Below are 22,182 nucleotides of genomic sequence, written 5' to 3'. Positions count from 1 at the left end.
GCCTACTCCCCCTGCTGCCACTTCTGGGTCCAGAAGGCGTCCCACTCGGCGAGCAGGTCGGTGGGCGTCATCGTGCCGAGCAGCACCTGCTGCACGTCGGTGTCGGCCTTCTGCTCCCACTCGGTCCACCAGGCGACGCCGCGCGGCTGCGTGACGTTGAGGTAGGTCTGCGGGTTCTCGGTCATGGTCACGTAGCTCGCCCACGGGCCGGTCCGGTAGAACTCGTCCTCGCCCGCCGACGTCAGGGTCGGCACCAGGCTGTTGCCCTTGGCGAAGCTCGCCGCGGCCTCACCTCCGGCGAGGAACTTCACCAGCTCGACGGCTTCGGGCTTGTGGGTGCTCGCCGCGGCGACGCCCCAGCCCGCGCTGGCCAGCGGCTGCACGGTCTTGCCGCTCGGGCCGGTCGGCAGCGGGGCGGTGGTCCACTGGTCCTCCGAGATCGCCTGGGACTCGCGGACCGTGGCGATCACCTCGGGGTCCTGCAGCAGGAAGGCGGTGGACCCGTTGGAGAAGGCCTCGACCATCTCCGGGTACCCCCAGGAGACGGACGACTCCGCGGATGCCGTCCGGAACAGCGCGAAGTACGTCTCGACGGCCTCCTTCGCCTCCGGGGCGGAGAAGATCGTGCTCCCGTCCTGGAGCCGGAAACCGTTCGCGGGGTCGATCCGGTCGGCGACGTACGCCGAGATGGCGGCCGTGACGTTGCTGTTGGCGTTGTTGCCCCCGCGGAAGGCGTAGCCGTAACGGCGCTGGGCCGGATCGTGGATCGCCGAGGCCTGCTGGAGCAGCTCGTCCCAGGTGGCGGGCGGCGCGCTGAAGCCGGCCTGCGCGATCAGGTCCGCGCGGTAGAACAGGCTCAGACCGTAGAAGCCGTACGGCACGTAGAAGGTCTTGCCCTCGCCGTTGTCGGCGGCGTTGACGGCGTTCTCGGTCATGGCCTGCCAGCCGTCCCAGTCCGCGAGGTCGGCCTTCATGTCGTGCAGCCAGCCGTTCGTCGACCACGGCCCGACGGTGATGTCGCGGACCTCGAGCACGTCGACGCCGCTGCCCGACATGAGCATCTGCTGCATCTTCTGGTCGGCCTGCTCGGTGGGCGGCGAGACCAGGTTCACCTCGACGTTCGGGTGCTGCTCCTCGAAGTCCGCGATGAGACCGTCGAGCAGGTCCGTGCGGGTCGGGTTCGTGAGGCTCTCGACCATCGTGAGGGTGACCGTCCCGCTGTCGCCGCCGCCGAAGGCGGAACAGCCGGGCAGGACCATCGCGGCGGCCACGCCGAGCGCGAGAGCTGCCTTCGTTCTTCTTCTCATGGGCTGACCTCCACTGGTTGTGCGGCCGCGCGGGCCCACTCGCCGAGAACGGGGACGCAGGCGTCGGCGAAGTGCTCGTAGTCGGCGGCGGTGTTGTAGACGTGCGCGGACAGGCGCATGTACGCAACGCCCCGGAAGCTGGTGAACGCGGCCTCGACGCCGAGCTCCTGGGCCACCCGGTCGCGCAACCGGTCGGCCGGCACGCGGTCGTCGGCCAGGCCGTCGGGCAGCCGCACCAGGCGCATTCCGGGCACCGGCATGCCGACGTCGACGGGGCGGGTGTCGCCGGTGAGCTCCGCGAAGGCAGCGCCGACGACCTGCTCCGCGTAGTCGGCGAGGTCGGTCATGTAGCGGCGGGCGGTGTCCCAGCCCCAGGTGCGCTCGATGAAGTCGAGGGACGTGGGCGCGGCCAGGTAGCTGGTGGCGTCGATCGTGCCCTGCTGGTCGAACCGGTCGGGGTAGGGCTCGGCCGCGCCCCACGAGTCGATCAGCGGGTGGAGCTGGTCGCGCAGCGGGCCCCGGGCGACGAGGGCTGCGGTGCCGCGCGGCGCGCAGCCCCACTTGTGCAGGTTGCCGACCCAGAAGTCGCACGGCACGTCCGCCGGCGGGGCGGCGATCAGGCCGGGCGCGTGCGCACCGTCGACGAGCAGCGGGACCCCGCGCCGCCGGGCCTCCGCGCCGATCCGCGTCACCGGCATGCGGCGCGCCGTCGCGGAGGTGATGTGGTCCACCACGATCAGGTCCGTGGCGTCGCCGAGCTCGGCGGCCACCGCCTCGTAGGCCTGCTCCTCGTCCGCGTCCAGCGGCACCCGGGCGGTGCGGACGCGGCCACCCCAGCGGCGCGCGAGCCGCTCGGCGCCCATGGTCACGGCGCCGTACCCGTGGTCGGTGACGATGATCTCGCCGCCGCGGCGGCGGGGGAGCGCGGCGTAGACGGCGCTGATGCCGGCGCTGGCGTTCGGCACGAGGGCGAGGTCATCGGCCGCCACCCCCAGGAAGGCGGCGATCTCGACGCGGGCGGCGGCGATCCGCTGCGGCAGCGTCGGGAACCACACCACCGGAGCGCGCTCCATCTCCGCGCGGAACCGGCCCTGCCGCTCCTGCGCGGCCAGCGGGACGGCGCCGAACGAGCCGTGGTTCAGGTGCGTGATCGCGGGGTCGAGCGACCACGCTTCGCCTGCCGGCCGCCCGTCGGGCAGCCGCAGCGGCCGCGGGGCGGTGACGAGCTCGGTCTTGCTCACGGGGCTTCACATCTCCAGATCGAATGACATCGGACGGTGCTGGTGACAGGTCCGATGACTCGACACCTTGGCAGGCTCGATCGCGACATTCAAGTGCGGATCTCGCATAGTCGTTAGACGACTTGGCGCTCTCGCCCCCGACAGTTCTGATGACTCGCTACAGTGCGGACGTCCGCCAGGTGCCCGCGCGGATCAGGAGGAGACCGGTGTCCGCAGTCGAGAAGGCGTTCCACGGGCTACGGCACATGATCGCGATCGGCCGTCTCGGCGCGGGCGAGCGCATCCCGCCCGAGGGCGACCTCTGCGCCGAGCTGGGAGTGTCGCGGGGGTCGCTGCGCGAGGCCGTGCGGATGCTCGCGGCCCTGGGCGTCCTGGAGCCGCGGCACGGCTCCGGCACCTACGTCTCGCCGCTGCGGCCCGAGGACGTCATCGGCAGCCTGTCACTGACCTTCGAGCTCCTGCCGCTGTCGGGCCTGCTGGAGATGTACGAGATCCGGCGCGTCCTGGAGGCTCACGCCGCGGCCGCGGCCGCCGCCCGAAGAACCCCGGAGACGGTGGAGACCCTCTTCTCGCTCATCGAGGCGATGGCGGCCACCGACGACCCGGCCGAGGCGTCGGAGCTCGACCACCGCTTCCACGCCGAGATCGCCCGCAGCGGCGGGAACCCTGCCCTCGCCTCCCTGCTCGCCGTCTTCCGCTCCCGCTCCCGCAAGTACCAGATCTTCACCTTCCCCGAAGGCCCCGAGCTGCGGCGCAAGAGCGACGAGGACCACCGCGTGCTGGCCACGGCGATCGCCGACCGGGACCCGGGCGCCGCCGCGGGCGCGGCGGAGGCCCACGTAGCGCAGACCGAGCGGTGGCTGCGCGCCCTCATGCCCCCGGTGGAGGAGGGCGGGGCGGGGGGCTCGCCCGCTGCGAGTAGCTGATCACCTGGACGGTCCGCGGGACGCAGCCCCAGGGTGCCCGCCGAGACCACCGGCGGTGGGCCGCACACACCTCCCGACTCCGGCACACACGTCCGGACATGTGTGCCGCACCCGGAAGGTGCGTGCCCCCGCCGTGAGGCGCACAGGGTGCGGTCGGGAGAACGGCGACGTGATCACCAATTCGGTGCAGGAACGGCGAGATGGAGCCTGTTGCCGAATCGGTCACGGGGCCGCACCGCGGGCGCTGGCGGGCGGGACGCGATCCGCGGTGATCGATCTGATCAGCACCTGGCAGCGGTCGCTGCGACGGTGGCGTACTTGTCGGGGTGTTCGGGGCCGGTTGATCGGTCTGAGCAGTGCGTGGGTGCGGGTGCTGCGACGGTGGCGTACTTGTCGGGGTGTTCGGGGCCGGGTGATCGGTCCGAGCAGTGCGTGAGTGCTGTCGCGGCGACGTCAGGTGCTTCTCGCAGCGATCACCATCGGGCATCCGAGGCCCGGGTCGGCCGCACGCTCGATCTGTCGCCCTCGCACCATTTTCGCTGATCACGGCCACCTCGCGTTCCCGACCGCGGCCGTTGCATGATCAATGAGACGTGAGCGGGGTCTGCTGGAGATCCAACCCCGCTGAGGTCTCGCTCGTGGCGCATCCTGCGGACGTGGCCGCCCAGGTTCCGTGCCCGTTGCATGACCAGGTAGACGTGAGCGGGGTTGGGGGAAGATCCAACCCCTCTCACGTCTACGTCGTCGTGGAATCTCCTGTGGGCGGGCCGTTCCCGGCTCGCGACCACTGCCTCACACCCCGGCCCTGGCCTTGGGCGCAGTCGGTCGGGTTTCCCCTGCTCCTGCCCGTCGGTGGGGTGGCCGGGTTGGCAGAACTGCCGAATATCGGGGTTGGGTGGGCGGCCGTCCCCGGCGCGGGCCCAGGCCTGTCCGCGACGAGTCCGTCGCTGCTGCGTGCTCGCGCACCTTGCGGTGGTCCCGATCCACCCCTTCCCGGTGATCATCGGGGCCGGTTCGAGGCATGGCCACCCCAATGATCGGGCGGGATCGGGACATGGGCTGCAGGGGGAGCCTGTTGCCGAATCGGTCAGGCCCGCACCGCGGCTGCTGCGTCGATCACGGGCACATGGTGGTCGGTCGATCTTCGGTCACGACCGTCCGCCCGTGATCGACGCTGCCGGTCGGGGCGCGGTGCGCGGTGATCGATCTGATCGGCACCTGGGTGCGGGTGCTGCGACGGTGGCGTACTTGTCGGAGGATCACGGCCGGGTGATCGGTGTGAGAAGTGCGTGGGTGCTGTCGAGGCGCCGTCTGGTGCTTCTCGCTGCGATCAGGGTTGGGTGATCGGTCCGAGCAGTGCGTGGGTGCTGTCGCGGCGACGGTGGCGTACGTGTCGGAGCGGTCAGGGCCGGGTGATCGGTGTGAGGAGTGCGTGGGTGTTGTTGCGGCGATGTCTGGTGCTTCTCGCAGCGATCACCATTGCGCGGCCGCGGGCCCCGATTCGGCAACACGCTCGATGCTGCCGCTTCTGCGCCGAACCGGCGATCATGGACAGTGAGGCGTTCCTCGCCAGGGCAGGAGGCGCGGGGCAAGCGGCCGCGAGCCGGGAACGGCCCACCCACAGGAAGGTTCACGTCCATCTGATCGCGAGAAAGGTGCGTTCAGCGGAACGCGAGGCGATCATCCCGGCGCGCCGGGGTGCGAGACGTACGTGAGTGCGGTGGTGGGGAGGCTGACGTGCGGCTCAGAACGTTCACGCCGGGCCCGACCACCGTCGTGGACAGCCTGGGACGGACCGGACCCCGCGGTCCGGGCGTGGACCGCCCACGCAGGGGGCACAGTGGTCGCGAGCGGCCACCGAGGACGAGAGGAACACCGATGAGCGAGGCGAACCCGGAGCAGCTCGAGGCGCCGGTGCCGGTCGTGTCTTCACCGTTCCACACCCGTGAGCGGGAGGAGCTGCAGGAGCAGGCCCGCGAGTTCGCGATGGGCCGCGTCCTGCCGCTGGCCGACGAGCTGGACCCGCGCAAGGGGGAGATCCCGCGGGAGCTGCTCGACGAGATGGGCGCGCTCGGCTACTTCGGGATCACCGTCCCCACCGAGTACGGCGGGTTGGGGCTGGGTGCGTTCGAGTACTGCATGGTGGCCGAGGAGCTGGCCCGGGCGTGGATGAGCGTGGGGTCGATCATCGCCCGCGCGCAGGGCGCCGGCACCGGCGTCGCGGACGGGGAGCGGCGCGCGGACCTGCTGCGGCGCAGCGCGCGCGGCGAGTGGATCGGCGCGATCGCGCTGTCGGAGCCGGACGCCGGGTCGGACCTGGCGGCGGTGCAGACGCGCGCCGAGCGCGACGGCGACGAGTTCGTGGTCACCGGGCGCAAGCGCTGGACCGGCAATGCCAAGGCCGCCGACTTCATCCAGATCCTGGTGCGCACCAGCGATCCCGGACCGGGGGAGCGGCGCTCCGCGGGCCTGGCCACGCTCGTGCTGGAGAAGGAGCGCGACGCGTTCCCGCCCGGGATCACCGGCACCCCGATCGACAAGATCGGGTACCACGGCTTCGTCACCTGGGACCTGGAGTTCGACGGCGTGCGGGTGCCGGTGTCGAACCAGCTCACCGGCGGCGGCGAGGGTTTCGCCTCCACGCAGGCGTGGCTGAACATCGCGCGCGTGCACACCGCGGCCCGCGCGGTCGGGCTGGCCCGCGCGGCGGTGGAGGACTGCATCGGCTACCTGCAGCAGCGGCGCCAGTTCGACCACCCGATCGGCGACTTCCAGGCCGTCCGGTTCACGCTTGCCACGATGGCGGCGCGGGTGGAGCAGGCGCGGTCGTTCTACCAGCACGTCGCGCACCGCATCGACCAGGGTGAACCGTGCGAGCGGGAGGCGGCGATGGTGAAGCTGCTCGCCACCGAGATGGCCGCCGAGGTCACCGGCGACGGCATCCAGCTGCACGGCGGCAACGGCTACACCACCGAGCACCAGGTGGAGCGGCACTGGCGCGACGCCCGCCTCACCACGATCTTCGAGGGCACCAGCGAGATCCAGCGCAAGATCGTGGCCGACCGGCTGCTGCCGCGCAGCCCCCTGGGATGACGGGGCGGCGGACCTGTATCACTGCGACGTCATGACCCGGTGGTGCAGCCCGCCGGCGTGCTCGTCGGGGCACTCCTCGCCCAGATCGATCCGGACGGTGTGGACCACGCCGCGGAACGCGTTGTCGATCACCGGGTAGTCGTCGGTGACCGGCGTGCCCAGGTCCACCCCGACGTCGAGCGTCTCGTCGAAGGAGAAATAGTAGGGGATCGTCTTCTCGACACGCCCCTCGGCCTGCTTCTCGCCGTCGACGGTGAGCACGACCGTGCCGCCCCTGCCGACGCCGCCGCCGTCGTAGTGGAAGTCCATGCGGATCTCGCGTCGGCCCGGCGGGATCCGCATGCGGGTCTGCGTCCGGTCGAGCTGCAGCCCGAAGAAGTTGTAGGCGTAGTGGACGTAACCGCCGCTGCAGTACAGCGACCACCCGCCGAACCGCCCGCCCTGGGCGACGATCACGCCCCCGGCGTCGACCTCGGTGGTCTCGACGTCCGCGACGATGCTGTGCGAGCGGTTCTTCACGTTCGGCGTGGTCTCCTCGGTGAACCGCCGCATCCCGCCGCGGTAGGTCACCGACTGCCGTGCGCCGAGCAGGTCCAGGCGCCCGGCCAGCGTGGGGTTCTCGCGCTCGGTGACGCGGTTGTCCAGCGGGAACACCTGGTGCTTCGCCGCCTCGACCAGGAACAGGTCCTGCAGCTCGCGCAGCCGCTCCGGGTGTTCGGACGCCAGGTCGTGGGCCTGGGTCCAGTCGGTGTCGAGGTCGTAGAGCTCCCAGACGTCGTCGGAGAACCGCCTGCCGGCGGGCGGGATCATCTCCCAGGGCGTGCCGTGCCGGGTGACGGCCATCCACCCCTCGTGGTAGATGCCGCGGTTGCCGCACATCTCGAAGTACTGGGTGCGGCGCCGGTCCGGGGCGTCGGGCGCGTCGAACGTGTAGCGCATGCTGGTGCCCTCGACCGGCTGCTGCGCCACCCCGCTCACACTCGCCGGCTGCGGGACGCCGGCGCATTCCAGCACCGTGGGGAGCACGTCGATGACGTGGTGGAACTGGTGGCGCAGCCCGCCACGGTCGGCGATCCCCCGTGGCCAGTGCACGATCAGCCCGTCGCGGGTGCCGCCGAAGTGCGACGCCACCTGCTTGGTCCACTGGTAGGGGGTGTTGAGCGCGAGCGCCCAGCCGGCCGGAGCGATCGGGTAGGTGCTGGGGCCGCCGATGTCGTCGATCTCGGCGATCATGTCGTCCGGGTCGTCGACGATGCCGTGGCCGAGCCGGTGCTCCACCACCGTGCCCTCGATGCCGCCCTCACCGGATGCGCCGTTGTCGCCGAGCAGGTAGACGAACAGGGTGTTGTCCAGCTCGCCGAGCTCCTCGAGCGCGGCGACGAACCGGCCGACCTGGGCGTCGGCGTGCTCGGTGAACCCGGCGAAGGTCTCCATGAACCGCGCGGCGAGCGCCCGCTGGTTCTCGCCGAGCTCGTCCCAGCGCGGTACCCCTTCGGCCCACGGGGCGAGCTCCGCGTTCCCCGGCACGACGCCGAGCTCCTTCTGCTGGGCCAGGGTGCGCTCGCGCTGCCGGTCCCAGCCGTGGTCGAAACCGCCCCGGTAGCGCTGCTGCCATTCCGGCGCCACGTGCAGCGGGGCGTGCGACGCGCCGAGGGCGAGGTAGGTGAAGAACGGGCGGTCCGGCGTGAGCGTCCGCTGGGTGCGCACCCAGTCGATGGCGTGGTCGGCCAGGTCCTCGGACAAGTGGTAGCCGTCCGCGGGGCGCCGGTCCGGCTCGACCGGCGTGGTGCCCTGGTACAGCAGCGGGTACCAGTGGTTCATCTCCGCGCCCATGAACCCGTAGAAGTGGTCGAAGCCCTCGCCGGTGGGCCAGCGCTCGAACGGGCCCACCGCGCTGATCTCCCGCGGCGGGGTCTGGTGCCACTTCCCGAACGCCGCGGTGCTGTAGCCGTTGCCCTGCAGGATCTGCGCGATCGTCGCCGCGCTCCGCGGCCGGAACCCGGTGTAGCCGGGCGCGGACGTGGCCATCTCGGTGGTGCCGCCCATGCCGACGGAGTGGTGGTTGCGCCCGGTCATCAGGGCCTGCCGGCTGGGGGAGCAGAGCGCGGTGACGTGGAAGCGGGTGTAGCGCAGGCCGTCGTCGCCCAGCCGCTCGGCCGCCGGCATCCGGCACGGGCCGCCGAACGCGCTCGAGGTGCCGAAGCCGAGGTCGTCCATCAGCACGATCACGACGTTCGGCGCGCCCGGCGGGGGCAGGACGGGGCGCACCGGCTCGAACGCGGCCGTCTGGTCGTCGATGCCGACGGCCGTCACCACGCTCTGCCTCCGCTCCGGCTCCGGCAAGATGTGGCGGCCGGCGCTGAAGCTGCCCACGCTGAATCCTCTTTTCTGTTGACGAATTGCAGGATCGTCCGAATGGCGAATGGAATACCGACGAGTCGGCCCTGAGAATTCCTGGCCCTCAAATCGGTCCAGTGCATGATCACATGCGCGTGGTGGATCGGTCAACGGCGTGCGGCGCCGGTCCGAGACCGGTTTTCGATCCGACCGATAGAAGAAAACTATGGCACGATCGGGGCCCGGGTCGAGGCCAGGGGAGGACGCGTGGACCGTCGGCAGCTCGAGTACTTCCTCGCGGTCGCGGCGCACGGCAGCTTCACCAGTGCGGCCGCGTCGCTGCGCGTGGCGCAGCCGTCGCTGTCGCATGCGATCAAGACCGTCGAACGCGAGGTCGGGGCCCAGTTGTTCCACCGGCTCAGCCGCGGTGTCCGGCTCACCCCGGCGGGCGAGGCGCTGCTGCGGCCCGCCCAGCAGGTGTTGCGGGACTTCGCCGCGGCCCGCGCCTCCGTGCAGATGGTGAGCGACCTGACCGCGGGCCGCCTTGCCATCGTGGCGCAGACGACCCTGGCCGTGCACCCGTTGGCCGGTCTGGTCGGCGCGTTCCGGCAGGCCCACCCCGCGATCACCGTCGGCATCGAGGACCCCGAGCACGGGGCCGCGGTGGTGGAGATGATCCGCACCGGGCACTCCGAACTGGGGTTGACCGACTTCTCGGCTCCGGTCGGTGATCTGCGGTCCTACGAACTGCCTGATCAGGAGGTGCTGGTCGTCCTCCCACCGGATGCGGGCATCGGCCGCGGGGAGTCGTTGAGGGTTGCCCAGGTGGTGACGTTCGACCTCATCGTCACCCCGCCGGGCACCGCGAGCCGCGCGCTGCTGGAGTTCGCCCTGTCCGACGCGGGCGTGCCGCTGCGGGTCGCGGTCGAGACACCCCACCGGGCGGCCATCGTCCCGCTGGTGCTCGCCGGCGCGGGCGTGACGCTGCTGCCCCGGTCGATGGCCGAGGACGCCGCCCGGCAGGGAGCACGGGTGGCGGGCCTCGATCCGCGCGTCGTGCGCAGGGTGCAATTGCTCTGGCGGCGGGAGCCGCTCTCGCCGGCCGCACGGGCGTTCGTGCGGATGGTGGTCTCCGCGACCGGTGGGCGCCCGTCGGAATTCGCCGACCTCGATCGATAGAGGGAGCCTATGGCTGCGACGGGAACGTGCCCGGACCCAGGCGGGTACGACCGGTAGCATCGCCTGCCGTGCAGCACGCCGACCGAATGCTGCAGGACATCGTGGACTCGCTGGCGGCGCGGCTGGAGCGCTCGGTCGCCATCGACGATCCGCAGATCAAGCTACTTGCGGCGAGCCGGCACTTCGGTGACGAGGACCGGGCCCGGATCGAGTCGGTGCTGCACCGGGAGGTGGGGCCGGAGAACGTCCGGTACGTCATGTCCCACGGGATCTCGGGATGGCACGAGCCGGGCTGGATGCCGCCCGACGACGCGCTCGGGGTGCACGGGCGGATCTGCGCTCCCGTCCGGTGCCACGGCCTGCTGCTGGGCTACCTGTGGCTGATCGACCCGGACGGCAGCGCGTTCGAGGGCGACCTGGCCCCGGTCACCCGAGCCGCGGAGGCCGCGGGTGTGGTGCTCTATCGCAGCCTGATGCTGCACGAGCAGCAGCAACGCAGGGCGGCCGACCTGCTGCTCGACCTGCTGTCCGCCGACGGGGAACGGCGCGCGCACGCCGCGGTCGTCGCCCGCGACGAGCGGCTGCTCACCGAACCCGGACCGGTCGTCGTCCTGGCGGCGGCGCTGGAGGGGGACTCCCCGGAGCTGGAGGTGCTGCTGTCCGCGGCGGCCGAGTACGCGGTGCGGCCGCTGCCGGCGGGTGCGGCACTGGTTCGGGTGGCCGGAGCGGGCCTCACGCTGCTGCTCTCCGCCGCCGCCCTCGACGCGGAGGTGAGCGCGGTCGAGGTGGCGGAGCGACTGGTGGCCCGGGTCGGCGAACTCGCCGGCGAGGACGTCGGGTGCGCCGTCGGCGTCGGCTCCGCGGGGCCGGACCTGGCGCACGCGTTGGCGTCCTACCGGCACGCCACGAGTGCGCAGCGGGTGGCGCGCGCCGTGGCGGGCGCGGGCCCGGTGGCCGTCTGGGACCGCTTGGGTGCGTACTCGCTGCTGGCCCGGTTGGGTCCGGAGGACCTCACACCGCAGAGCTGCCCGGCGCCGGTGGCCCGCCTGCTGGCCGACGGGCGCTCCGCGCACCTGCTGGAGACGCTCGAGACCTACCTCGACCACGCGGGCGACGCGGCGCGCACCGCCGCGGCCCTGCGGATCCACCGCACCACGCTGTACTACCGGCTCGGCCGGGCCGAACAGGTCGCGGGCATCGACCTGCGGGACGGGGCCGACCGGCTCACCGTCCACCTCGGGGTGAAGCTCGCCCGGCTGGCCGGCTGGATCGACGACGCCGGCGCCTTCCGTCAGATGTAGGAAGCGGGCGTCGTACTTTCCCACTGCGCGTGCATGACCGCTGCCCGTGCCGGGGCCCACGCTGGGGAGCCATCAGCGGGTACAGGGAGGTGACCGCGTGCGGGAGCGGTATTCGCACATCGTGATCGGTGCGGGCGCGCTGGGCAGTGCCGCCGCCTACTGGCTGTCGGAGAAGGCCGGGAGCAGCAGTGTCCTGGTCCTGGAGCGGTTCCGGACGGGCCACACGTTCGGCGCGTCGGAGGACCACTCGCGGATCATCCGGCACACCTACCACTCCACGGACTACACGCGGCTGGCTCCCGCCGCCTACGCCGCCTGGGAGCACGTCGAGGCCGAGACCGGCCTGCGGCTCGTGCACCGCACCGGCGGGCTGGACATGGCCGTGGCGGGGAGCCCCGGCGCGGCGGCGGTGGCGGCGGCCCGCGACGCGCTGCGGGCGGTCGGTACCCCGTTCGAGGACCTCGACACCGACGCGTTGCGGGCTCGCTGGCCGCAGTGGCGGTTCCCGGGGGAGATGGTGGGGATCCACCAGCCCGACGGCGGCATCCTTGACATCCGGCACGCCACCGCCGCGCACCTCGCGCTGGCGCGTGCCCGCGGCATTGACGTGCTCGACGAGACACCGGTGCACCGGATCGACGGCGTCGGCGAGGCCTACGTCGTCCACACCCCGCGCGGCACGTTCACCGCTGACCACCTCGTGCTCTGCGCGGGCTCGTGGACCGGGCAACTGCTGCCCGACCTCGGCGTCGACCTGCCGATCACGCTCAGCCAGGAGCAGGTCGGCTACTTCGCCACACCGAACCTGCGCGAGTTCGCCATGGACCGGTTCCCGGTCTGGATCTGGCACGGGGAGGACGACTGGTACGGCTTCCCGGTCTACGGGGAGCCGGCGATCAAACTGGCCCGGGACATGGCGGGCCGGTTCGTCACCCAGGAGACCCGGTCCTTCGAACCGGACCCGGCCGAGACCGAGGTCCTGCGTGGGTTCGTCGCCGAGCACCTGCCGGCGGGCCTCGGCCCCGAGCGGCTGAGCAAGACCTGCGTGTACGACATGCCTCCGGACCGGGAGTTCATCGCCGACACCCTGCCCGGCCACCCCCGCGTCGCGATGTGCGTGGGTGCGGGTCACGGAGGCAAGTTCGCCGGCTTGCTCGGCCAGATCCTCGCCGATCTCGTCACCGAGGGCGCCACCCCCCATCCGATCGAGGCGTTCCGGTCGGACCGGCGGGCCCTGACCGATCCCGATTTCGTCCCGACCTTCCATCACGAGTCGGCACGCGCGGTCTGAACCGCACGCGGCAGGAGGAATATCAACGATGAGTCCTACCGGCCTTTCGCTCGACGAATCCCCCTTCACCCGGTTCCACCTGCGGGTCACCGTCTTCACCGCGGGCGGCCTGTTCTGCGACGGCTACATCATCGGCTCGATCGGGCTCGCGCTCCCCCTGCTCACCCCGGCGATGGGGCTCGGTCCGGTGTGGCAGGGCGCGATGGCCGCGTCCGTGCTGGTCGGGCTGTTCGTCGGTGCCCTGGTCTTCGGCCCGGTCACCGACCGGTTCGGCCGGCAGAAGATCTACCTCGCGGACCTGGTGGTCTTCGTGGTGGCGTCGGCGTTGCAGTTCTTCGCCGACGGCGCGGTCACGTTGCTCATCCTGCGCCTGGTACTGGGAATCGCCATCGGGGCGGACTACGCCATCGGCGGTGCGTTGCTGGCCGAGTTCGCGCCGCGCAAGTGGCGCGGCCGGATGATGGCCAGCCTGAACGCGACGTGGACCGTCGGCTTCGTGGCGGCCTACGGCGTCGGGGTCCTGCTGCAGGGCGCGGCCGGCCCGGACGCGTGGCGCTGGATGTTGGCCAGCAGCGCCGTGCCCGCGCTGATCACCCTGCTGCTGCGGCTCGGCGCCCCGGAGTCCCCGCGGTGGCTGCTCGGCAAGGGCCGGGTCGAGGAGGCCCGGCGGGTGATCAAGACCTACATCGGCCCGGAGTACGACCTCGACCCCGCGGAGGTGACCGCGCCGCGCAGCCGCTACCGGGACCTGTTCACGCGGCGCTACGGCCGCCAGACCTTCTTCGCCGGTGCCTTCTACTTCTGCCAGGTCTTCCCCTACTTCGCGGTGGGGATCTTCCTCCCGGGGATCATCACCGCCTTCGGCGTCGAGGACTCGACGCTCAGCGAGATCGTCTACAACGGTGTGCTGCTGGTCGGCGCCCTCGCGGGCCTCGTGCTGATGGACCGCCTGCCACGGCGCGGGTTCGTCATCTGGTCGTTCTTCATCATCGGGGTCACGCTGGTCGTGCTCGGCCTGAACCCGAACGGCTCGCTCGCGGTCCTGCTGCCCACGCTGCTGGTGCTGGCGTTCGTGATCTCCGCGGCGGCCGACCTGGAGAGCGTCTATCCCCCCGAGATCTTCCCGACCGAGATCCGGGCCTCCGGCGTGGGCCTGGCGACGTCGATCAGCAGGATCGGGGCCGCTCTGAGCACCTTCGTGCTCCCGCAACTGCTGGTCGGAGTCGGGGTCGGCCCGACGATGTTCGTCCTGGCCGGAGTGGTCGCCGCAGGCTTCGTGATCTCGCTGTGGCTGGCCCCGGAGACGAGGGGCGTCGGGTTGTCGGCAGCAGCCGGCCCCGGGCCGGACCGGCCACGACGGGTGGAGCCGGGAGTGGTGGCGGCACCGGAGCTCTAGCTCGGCAACTCGTTGACGCGGTGATGCACCTCTCCTACGGTGTCTGCATAAATGGAGGCGCGTCCATATATATGGACGAGCCCCGCCCCCGCTTCATCCCGTGGACCGACGAGGAGGAGATGTGAGGCAGCCCGATCAGAGGCCGGTTGCTCGACGGCGTGCAGGCGTGAAGGGGAGAGGTCGGGCGCTGGCCGTCGCGGCCGTCGTCTCCATCGGGCTGTCCGCGTGCACCACCGGTGGTGCGGGGGGTGGCGCCGACGGCGCGACGAGCACGATCCGGACCGCGATCAACGCCACGCCGACGACGTTCACGCCGTGGATGGTGCAGAACCGCGACGACTACACGGTCAGCCGCCTGCTGTTCCACACGCTGGTGCGGCGCGGCGCGGACAACTCGATCGTGCCCGCGCTGGCCACCTCGTGGGAGTCGACGCCGACCACGGCGCAGCTCACCCTCCGCGACGACGCGACCTGCGCGGACGGCACGCCGATCACGGCCGGGGTGGTCAAGGACTCGCTGGACGCGATGGCGACGGCCGAGGTCTCGGTCTTCCGGGAGATCGTGTTCGGGCCGGGCACGCCCACCATCTCCGCCGACGACCAGGCGAACACGGTGACCATCGCGCTCGCGCAGCCGTGGCTGGACCTGTTGCAGGGGTTGAGCCTCGAGGCCACCGGCATCGTGTGCCCGGCCGGGCTCGCGGACCAGGACGGGCTGCGCACCGGTGCCGTCGAGGGTGCGTTCTCCGGCCCGTACGTGCTCGCCGAACAGTCGCCCGGCGTGTCCTACACGCTGGCGTTGCGCGACGACTTCACGGCGTGGCCGGAGTACAGCGACCCGCCGTTGCAGGGCGAGCCCGCGCAGACCCTCGAGGTGGCCGTGGTGGGCAACGACTCCTCACGGGCGAACGCGCTGCTCACCGGCAGCATGGACATCGCCGACATCAACACCGAGGACATGACCCGCTTCGACGGCCAGGAGGGGTACACGACCCACCGGCTGCCCTACCTCGCCCTGTACGTGCTGTTCAACGAACGCCCCGGCAGCGTCTTCGCCGACGAGGCGGCGCGTCGGGCGGTGGTCCAGGCGCTGAGCCGGGACGCGCTCAACAGCGCCGCCTCCGGTGGCCTGGGAGAACTGGCGGTCACGTTCAGCCACGCGGCGGTCCCGTGTGCCAACACCGACGCCTCCGTGCTCATCCCGCAGGACGTGGCGGCGGCCCGGGGCGTGCTGAGCGGCCGGACCGAGCCCGTCAAGGTGCTCGGGATGGACGTGATCGGGCCGCAGGGCGCCGCGAACAGCTACGTCGCCGAGGCGCTGCGGGAGGCCGGGGCCGCCGTGGAGCTCAACAACGTCGACGTCTCCACGTGGTCGACCACCGGCGCGACGGAACCCGGCGCCTGGGACCTCACCGTGTTCCCCGCGATCAACGCGGGCGGGACGATGTACGGCGCGCTCTCGCCCATCGTCGGGCCGGCCACCGAGGACGGCGGGGCGAACTGGTCGGGCGTCCGCCACGAGGACGTGCTGGCGATGGTCGACGAGGCCATGCGGCAGCCCGACGAGCAGGCGCGGTGCGGGGTCTACCAGCAGATCCAGGAGAACCTGATCGGTGCGGCACACGTGATGCCGCTGTCCTACAGCCCGGAGCAGTCCATCGCGCGCCCCGGCTTCTCGATCAACGCCTACAACAACCAGGTCGACTTCTCCACGATGCGGATCGGCACCGGGGCCCAGGGGTGACGGCGGTGGCGGTGCGCCGGGTGACCTGGCGGGAGCGGCCGTGGCTGCGGTTCGCGGGGCAGCGGCTGGGCGGGCTGGTGCTGTCGTTCGCGGTCCTGGTCGTGGTGACCTTCGTGATCGTGCCGCTGATCCCGGGGGATCCGGCGGTCGCGGTCGCGGGCCAGGAGGCCACCGGCGCGGAGGTCGCCCGGATCCGGGCGGAGCTCGGGCTGGACCAGCCGCTGCACGTCCAGTTCCTGGACTACGTCGGCGGGCTGTTGACCCTGGACCTGGGCACGTCGTTCTCGAACGGGCAGGACGTCGCCACGGTGATCCTCGCCCGGCTGCCGTTCACCGCGGAGCTGGCCCTGTTCGCCATCGCGCTGGTGCTCGTGATCTCCGTGCCGGTGGGCATGCTGGTCGCCTTCCTCACCCACGGCGGGCGCAGGTCGTGGCTCGACCACCTCTTCAACGTCGTGACGAGCCTCGTCTACTCGGTGCCGCAGTACGTGATGGCCACCCTGCTCGTCGTGGTCTTCGCGGTGGGTCTCGGCATGTTCCCCGCGGCCGGAGCCGAAACGCTGTCCTCACTGGTCCTGCCGACGCTGGCGCTCATGCTGCTGCCCATGTGCGTGGTCTCGCGGGTGGTGCGCCGGGAGACCGCGGTGGTGCTGGACCAGGACTACATCCGCACCGCCAAGGGGTGGCGGATCGGGCGGTTGCGGCTGTTCGGGCGGTACGTGCTGCCGAACGTCATCACCACGACGCTCACGCTGTCCGGGCTCATCCTGGCCGCGCAGCTGGGCGGGGCGGTCGTCATCGAGACGGTGTTCGCGTTCCCCGGGCTCGGTCAGGGTGTCGTCCAGGCCATCCTGGAGCGCGACTACCCGGTCATCCGGGGCACGATCCTCGTCCTCGGGCTGATGGCCACGCTGATCATCAGCGTGGTCGACGTGATCCTGGCGATCATCGACCCGCGCTCGATCGAGGCCGACCATGACTAGCCGCGGGCGCAGAGGGCTGTGGACGCCGTCCATGGTGGGCGGCGTCGTGCTGGGCATCGGCCTCCTCGCCGTGGCGGTCGTGGCGCCGATCGTGCTGGCCGCACCGGCCGCGCAGCTCACCGGGGACGCCGGGCAGGGTCCCGGCGCCGAGCACCTGCTGGGCACCGACAACCTCGGGCGCGACAACCTCGCCCGTGCGCTGGTGGCCACCCGCCTCACCCTGCTGATGACGACCTGCACCACCCTCATCGCGGTCGTCGGCGGCATGGTCGTCGGCGTGGGGATCTGGTCGTGCCGGCCACGGGCCCGCAAGGTCGCACTGCGGCTGCTGGAGACCGCGGTGGCCTATCCCAGCCTCATCTTCGCCCTCGTCATCGCGGCCATCCTGCGTCCCGGCGTGGTCTCGAGCGTCGTCGCGATCGGCGTCGCGGGCATCCCGAGCTTCGCGCGGCTCACGGCGAACCTCGCGGCCAAGATCTCCACCAGCGAGTACGTCACCACGGCCCGGTTGCTCGGGGTGCCACCCTGGGCCGTCGCCGTACGGCACACGCTGCCGAACATGGCCGAGCCGCTGCTGATCCTGGCCACCACGGTGTTCGCCCTGTCGATGGTGGAGCTGTCGGCTCTGTCGTTCATCGGGTTGGGCGTGCAGTCCCCGAGCTACGACTTCGGCCGCCTGCTCAACGAGAGCCTCACCCAGATCTACACGCAGCCGACGGCGGTGGTGGGGCCGTCGATCATGATCGTGCTCACCGGTGTGGCGGTGATGCTGCTCGGGGACGCGCTGGCCGCTCGCGCGGATCCCCGCACCGGTCGGCGCGCCGCGGCGCGTCCGTCCGCTCCCGCGGTCGCGGAGGTCCCGGACGGGGACGCCGCGCTGGTGCGCGTCGAGGACCTGCGGGTCGGGGTCCCGGGTGGCGCCGAGCTCGTGCGGGGCGTCTCGCTGGCCATCGAGCCCGGAGAGGTGGTGGCCCTGGTCGGGGAGTCGGGCTCCGGCAAGTCGCTCACCGCGATGTCGGTGGCCGGGCTGGTCTCCGAGGAGCTCGAGGTCCGCGCGGAGGTGCTCCGGGTGGGCGACATGAACATGCTGGGGCAGCCGGACCGTGGCCGCCTCGGCCGGGAGATCTCGGTCGTCTACCAGGACCCGGGGAGCACCTTCAACCCCTCGCTGCGCATGGGGGTGCAGCTCACCGAGGTGCTGCGCACCCACCTGGGCATGGGACGGGGCCGGGCCCGCGAGCTCATCACCGAGGCGTTGACCCAGGTGAACATCAGCGAGCCCGCACACCGGTTGCGGCAGCACCCGCACAAGCTGTCCGGCGGCATGCGCCAGCGCGGCATGATCGCCATCAGCCTGGTCACGACCCCGAAGCTGATCGTGGCCGACGAGCCGACCACGGCGCTCGACGTCACCGTGCAGCACGAGGTGCTGCGCCAGTTCCGCAGGATCCACCGCGCGCAGGGCACCGCGATGCTGTTCATCTCCCACGACCTCGGGGTCGTCGAGGCGCTGTGCGACCGGATCCTCGTGATGAAGGAGGGAGAGATCGTGGAGCGCCTCACGCCGGCCCAGCTGCGCGACCGCGACGTGCACCACCCCTACACCCGGGCCCTGATGGACGCCGTCCCGGTCGTGGACGTGACACCCCTGCAGGCGTCCTCGTGACGGTCGACACGACACCGCCGCTGGAGACCCGCGGGCTGCACGTCTCCTTCGGCCACGCCGCCGTGCTGCGCGACGTGAACCTCACCGTGCCGGCCCACACCGCGGTCGGCCTGGTGGGGGAGTCCGGATCGGGCAAGTCGACGCTCGGCAAGACCGTCGTGGGCATCCACCGGCCGCGCACGGGGCAGGTGCTCGTCCACGGCGAGGACGTCTTCTCGGTCGGGAAGCGGCGGCGCGCCGCGATGCGGCGGCAGGTCCAGTACATCCCCCAGGACCCGTACTCCTCCCTCAGCCCACGCCGGACCATCGGGCAGACGCTCGCCGAGGCGCTCGATCCGCGACGGGCCGACCCGGCCGACCACGAGGAGGCGATCGCCCGGGTGCTCGAGCAGGTCCGCCTCGACGCGAGCACGACGGCGAAGTACCCGCACCAGTTCTCCGGCGGCCAGCGGCAGCGCATCGCGATCGCCCGCGCGCTGATCCTCCGGCCGCGGTTGATGATCGCCGACGAGATCACCTCGGCGCTGGACGTCTCCGTCCAGGCGGAGATCCTGACGTTGCTGAGGTCGCTGGAAGCCACGATCGAGGCGTCGCTGCTGTTCATCTCCCACAACCTCGCCGTGGTCCAGGCGCTGTGCGAGTACGTGGTCGTGATGCACCAGGGCGTGATCGTCGAGCAGGGCAGGGTGGACGACGTGTACCGCGATCCGCAGCACGACTACACCCGCCGGCTGCTCGCGTCCGTACCGGGATCGGAGGGTTTCAGCCTTGACTGACTCCACCATGGAACAGCCGGAGCTCATCAGCGTGCGCGGGTCCTACCGGTCGATGGGCGCCGACTACGGGCGGGTCGCGCTCGACAAGATCGAGCACAACCTCGACTTCTACCGCCGCGTGTGGACCGAACGCGCGGGGATCTCGGCGGAGGACGTGCTCGCGTGGGGAGACGTGTTCGCCGAGCAGGTGCGCGCCTACGACGCGGATATCGCCGAGCTGATCGACGGCGTCGCCGAGGGAGCCGGGTTCGACCGCCGGCTGATCTTCGCGCTCAACGCGAAGCTCGAGCTCATGTACGGCAGCGGCTACACCGACTGCGCCTGCACCTCGCTGGCCGTGCTCGATTCGCGGACGACGGACCGGCACACGCTCCTCGCCCAGAACTGGGACTGGCACCCGGACATCGGACCGAACACCGTCCTGCTCTCCACCACCGACGAGGACGGGTTCAGCGTCCTGACCCTGACCGAAGCGGGACAGGTCGGGAAGTCGGGCCTGAACTCGAACGGGATCGGGGTCTGCGCCAACCTCCTCGTGACCGATCGCGATGCCGCCGGACGCGGGGTGCCGTACGCGGTGCTCCTGCGCGGAGTGCTCCAGTCGCGGACGATGGCGGACGCGATCCGCGCCGTCACCACACCGACCCGGATCAGCTCGGGCAACTTCCTGATCGCGGCACGGGGCGGCGAGGCGATCGACATCGAGGCGGCGCCCACCGACTTCGGACACCTCGTGCCGCGCAACGGGCTGGTGGCCCACGCGAACCACTTCGAGACCGAGGTCGCGGGCCGGGACACCAAGAAGGGATCGGCCCGGCTGACGCTGCTGCGGGCCGAGCGGGTGCGCCACCTCCTCGAGGATCGGCTCGATGCGCGCCGCGTCGACGCCGAGGCGATCCACGAGGTGCTCACCGACCACTTCAGCTACCCGGACGGTCTCTGCCGCCACACCAACCCCGCCAACGAGTACGTCGAGCGGATCGTCTCGGCATACTCGATGATCATGGACCTCGACGAGCTCACGATGGACGTCACGCCCTACCCCGTCTGCGAGAACCCGTCGACGACCTACGCCCTCGACGCGGCCGGTGTCGTGACGGCGGGGGCGCAGCGGCAGGGGACGGCGTGACCGAGCGCGGTGGCCCGCTGGCCGGGGTGCGGGTCGTGGAACTCGGGACCACCTTCATGGTCCCGTACGCCACGCAGCTCATGGCCCAGATGGGGGCGGAGGTCACCAAGGTCGAACCGCCCACCGGGGACATCATCCGAGGGGTCGGCGACCCCACGGGGAGAGGGCTGGGCCCGGCGTTCATGAACGCCAACCGGGGCAAGGGCAGCGTGCCGCTCGACCTCAAGGACGTGGCCGACCGCGAGTCCTTCCTGCGGTTGATCGAGGGCTGCGACGTCTTCGTCCACAACCGGATCCCGCGCTCCGTCGATTCCCTCCGCATCGGGTACGCCACCCTCGCCGAGCGCAACCCCGGGCTCGTGTACTGCGCGGTCCGGGGGTACGGCGAGGAGGGGCGCTACCGCGACCGACCGGCCTACGACGACGTCATCCAGGCCGCGTCGGGCCTCGCGGCCACCCAGACCAACGGCGCAGAGCCCAGCTACGTCCGCACCCCGGTCGCCGACAAGACGACCGGCGTCCTCGCGCTCTCCGCGGTGATCGCCGCGCTCTTCGAGCGCGAGCGGTCCGGGCAGGGCCAGGCCGTCGAGGTGCCGATGTTCGAGTGCATGGCGGCGTTCACGCTGTTCGAGCAGCAAGGCGGGTACGTCTACGACCCGCCCCGGGGCCCGGCGGGGTACGCGCGGACCGCCGCGACGGACCGACGGCCCTACCGCACGGCCGACGGGACGATCGGGGTCACCGTCTACACCGACGAGCAGTGGCGCCGCTTCTTCGCCCTCGTCGACCGGCCCGACCTCGCGCAGGACCCGCGGTTCACCTCGGCCGGCGCGCGGAACGAGAACGTCGACGACCTCTACGCGTTCCTCGCCGACGTCCTGCGCACGCGCGACACCGACACGTGGATGTCCGTCCTCGTCCCGGCGGGGATCCCCGCCATGCCGGTGCACGAGGTGGCAGACCTGTTCGACGACCCGCACCTCGCCGACGTCGACTTCTTCCGCTCCGCGGAGCAGCCGGGGGTCGGGCGGGTGCGGTACCCGCGGTTCCCGATCCGCTTCTCGAGGACACCGGCTGCGAGCAGCGGGACGACGAGCGAGCTGGGCGGCACGAGATGAGCGCCGAGCACCGCACGGTCACCCGGACGGCACGCATCCTCGAGATGGTCTCGGCCGATGCCGGCGTGCTGCGGCTGGCCGACATCTCCGAGCGGCTCGGCGCCCCGAGGTCGTCGGTCCACGTCCTGATCCGAGGTCTGGTCTCGGTCGGCTACCTCGTCGAGGTCGACGGGCGCTACTCGATCGGCTACTCGCTCGGCGAGCTGGTCCGGCCGAGCGAGAGCGGGCTGACCGAGCTGTTCCTCCCGCACCTCGACGAGATCCGGGACGAGACCGGCGAGACCGTCACGCTGGGACTCTTCGCCGGGGAGCACGTCGTCTACACCGCGTGCGCGCAGTCGAAGCACTCGGTCCGCTACGTCCCCGAGCTCCGGATCCGGCGCCCGCTGTTGCCCACGAGCATCGGCAAGCTGCTGCTCGCGACGTGGCCCGAGGACCGCCTGCGCAAGCACGTGCTCGCCCACGGCTCCGGCGACCTCGACGCCGACCTCGCGACGGTCGGGATCGTGCGCACGCAGAGCCGGGCCTTCAACCGGGGCGAGACGCTGAGCGCCGTCACAGCCGTCGCGCGCCCGTGCCGCGTGGACGGCCGGCGGATCGGCGGGATCAGCGTCGGCGGGCCGAGCGAGCGCATGCTCCCCCGCCTGGAGGAGATCGACGCGGTACTGAGCAGAGTGCTCACCTGAGTAGGGGGG

The 22,182-nt window shown here is 71.7% G+C and carries 16 protein-coding genes; 13 read left to right on the top strand and 3 right to left on the bottom strand.

Annotated elements, in window-relative coordinates; translation table 11 throughout:
* Positions 1–2: 2 nt before the first annotated feature.
* Positions 3–1,307, bottom strand: coding sequence for a sugar ABC transporter substrate-binding protein (locus CFP66_RS40965; RefSeq protein ID WP_094930760.1), 1,305 nt, complete (start codon positions 1,305–1,307; stop codon positions 3–5).
* Positions 1,304–2,548, bottom strand: coding sequence for an aminotransferase class V-fold PLP-dependent enzyme (locus CFP66_RS40960; RefSeq protein ID WP_094930759.1), 1,245 nt, complete (start codon positions 2,546–2,548; stop codon positions 1,304–1,306). Before CFP66_RS40960 ends, CFP66_RS40965 begins: the two co-directional genes overlap by 4 nt.
* Positions 2,549–2,754: 206 nt before the next feature.
* Between CFP66_RS40960 and CFP66_RS40955 the strand changes: the two genes are divergently transcribed.
* Together CFP66_RS40955 and CFP66_RS40950 are read left to right on the top strand one after the other, a co-directional pair.
* Positions 2,755–3,474, top strand: a complete 720-nt coding sequence (locus CFP66_RS40955) for a FadR/GntR family transcriptional regulator (protein ID WP_094930758.1) — start codon at positions 2,755–2,757, stop codon at positions 3,472–3,474.
* Positions 3,475–5,352: 1,878 nt separating this feature from the next.
* Positions 5,353–6,567: an acyl-CoA dehydrogenase family protein gene (locus tag CFP66_RS40950; RefSeq protein ID WP_094930757.1), complete on the top strand. Its 1,215-nt coding sequence runs from the start codon at positions 5,353–5,355 to the stop codon at positions 6,565–6,567.
* Between the two features lie 18 nt (positions 6,568–6,585).
* Here CFP66_RS40950 and CFP66_RS40945 read toward each other — a convergent pair whose 3' ends face one another.
* Positions 6,586–8,940: an arylsulfatase gene (locus CFP66_RS40945; RefSeq protein WP_233160127.1), complete on the bottom strand. Its 2,355-nt coding sequence runs from the start codon at positions 8,938–8,940 to the stop codon at positions 6,586–6,588.
* Positions 8,941–9,171: 231 nt separating this feature from the next.
* On the opposite strand from CFP66_RS40945, the gene CFP66_RS40940 reads away from it, so the two are divergent.
* The 11 genes from CFP66_RS40940 (at position 9,172) to CFP66_RS40890 (ending at position 22,173) form a co-directional block, all read left to right on the top strand.
* Entirely contained in the window at positions 9,172–10,083 is a 912-nt protein-coding gene (locus CFP66_RS40940; protein WP_094930788.1) for a LysR family transcriptional regulator, read from the top strand.
* 68 nt (positions 10,084–10,151) lie between these two features.
* Positions 10,152–11,384 carry a CdaR family transcriptional regulator gene (locus tag CFP66_RS40935; protein ID WP_143517556.1) on the top strand — a complete coding sequence of 411 codons (1,233 nt, stop codon included), beginning with the start codon at positions 10,152–10,154 and terminating at the stop codon, positions 11,382–11,384.
* Between the two features lie 97 nt (positions 11,385–11,481).
* Positions 11,482–12,675, top strand: a complete 1,194-nt coding sequence (gene solA, locus CFP66_RS40930) for an N-methyl-L-tryptophan oxidase (protein ID WP_158228418.1) — start codon at positions 11,482–11,484, stop codon at positions 12,673–12,675.
* Positions 12,676–12,703: 28 nt separating this feature from the next.
* Positions 12,704–14,071 carry an MFS transporter gene (locus CFP66_RS40925; protein ID WP_094930754.1) on the top strand — a complete coding sequence of 456 codons (1,368 nt, stop codon included), beginning with the start codon at positions 12,704–12,706 and terminating at the stop codon, positions 14,069–14,071.
* A 166-nt stretch (positions 14,072–14,237) separates the two neighbouring features.
* Complete coding sequence (locus CFP66_RS40920; RefSeq protein WP_094930753.1) at positions 14,238–15,815, top strand: ABC transporter substrate-binding protein; 1,578 nt, start codon at positions 14,238–14,240, stop codon at positions 15,813–15,815.
* 5 nt (positions 15,816–15,820) lie between these two features.
* Entirely contained in the window at positions 15,821–16,798 is a 978-nt protein-coding gene (locus tag CFP66_RS40915) for an ABC transporter permease (protein ID WP_094930787.1), read from the top strand.
* Positions 16,791–18,464, top strand: a complete 1,674-nt coding sequence (locus tag CFP66_RS40910; protein ID WP_094930752.1) for a dipeptide/oligopeptide/nickel ABC transporter permease/ATP-binding protein — start codon at positions 16,791–16,793, stop codon at positions 18,462–18,464. Before CFP66_RS40915 ends, CFP66_RS40910 begins: the two co-directional genes overlap by 8 nt.
* Positions 18,461–19,240: an ABC transporter ATP-binding protein gene (locus CFP66_RS40905; RefSeq protein WP_094930751.1), complete on the top strand. Its 780-nt coding sequence runs from the start codon at positions 18,461–18,463 to the stop codon at positions 19,238–19,240. Before CFP66_RS40910 ends, CFP66_RS40905 begins: the two co-directional genes overlap by 4 nt.
* Complete coding sequence (locus CFP66_RS40900; RefSeq protein ID WP_143517555.1) at positions 19,233–20,369, top strand: C45 family peptidase; 1,137 nt, start codon at positions 19,233–19,235, stop codon at positions 20,367–20,369. The genes CFP66_RS40905 and CFP66_RS40900 overlap by 8 nt, the downstream gene beginning before the upstream one ends.
* Positions 20,366–21,487, top strand: a complete 1,122-nt coding sequence (locus CFP66_RS40895; protein ID WP_094930749.1) for a CaiB/BaiF CoA-transferase family protein — start codon at positions 20,366–20,368, stop codon at positions 21,485–21,487. The genes CFP66_RS40900 and CFP66_RS40895 overlap by 4 nt, the downstream gene beginning before the upstream one ends.
* On the top strand, positions 21,484–22,173 hold the full coding sequence (locus CFP66_RS40890; RefSeq protein ID WP_094930748.1) for an IclR family transcriptional regulator: 690 nt from the start codon (positions 21,484–21,486) through the stop codon (positions 22,171–22,173). Before CFP66_RS40895 ends, CFP66_RS40890 begins: the two co-directional genes overlap by 4 nt.
* The last annotated feature ends 9 nt before the right edge of the window (positions 22,174–22,182 follow it).

Origin of the sequence: Pseudonocardia sp. MH-G8 (assembly GCF_002262885.1) — a bacterium.
Classification (GTDB): domain Bacteria; phylum Actinomycetota; class Actinomycetes; order Mycobacteriales; family Pseudonocardiaceae; genus Pseudonocardia.
The sequence above is the reverse complement of the archived record's forward strand: the minus strand, read 5'-3'. Positions and strand labels throughout refer to the sequence as shown.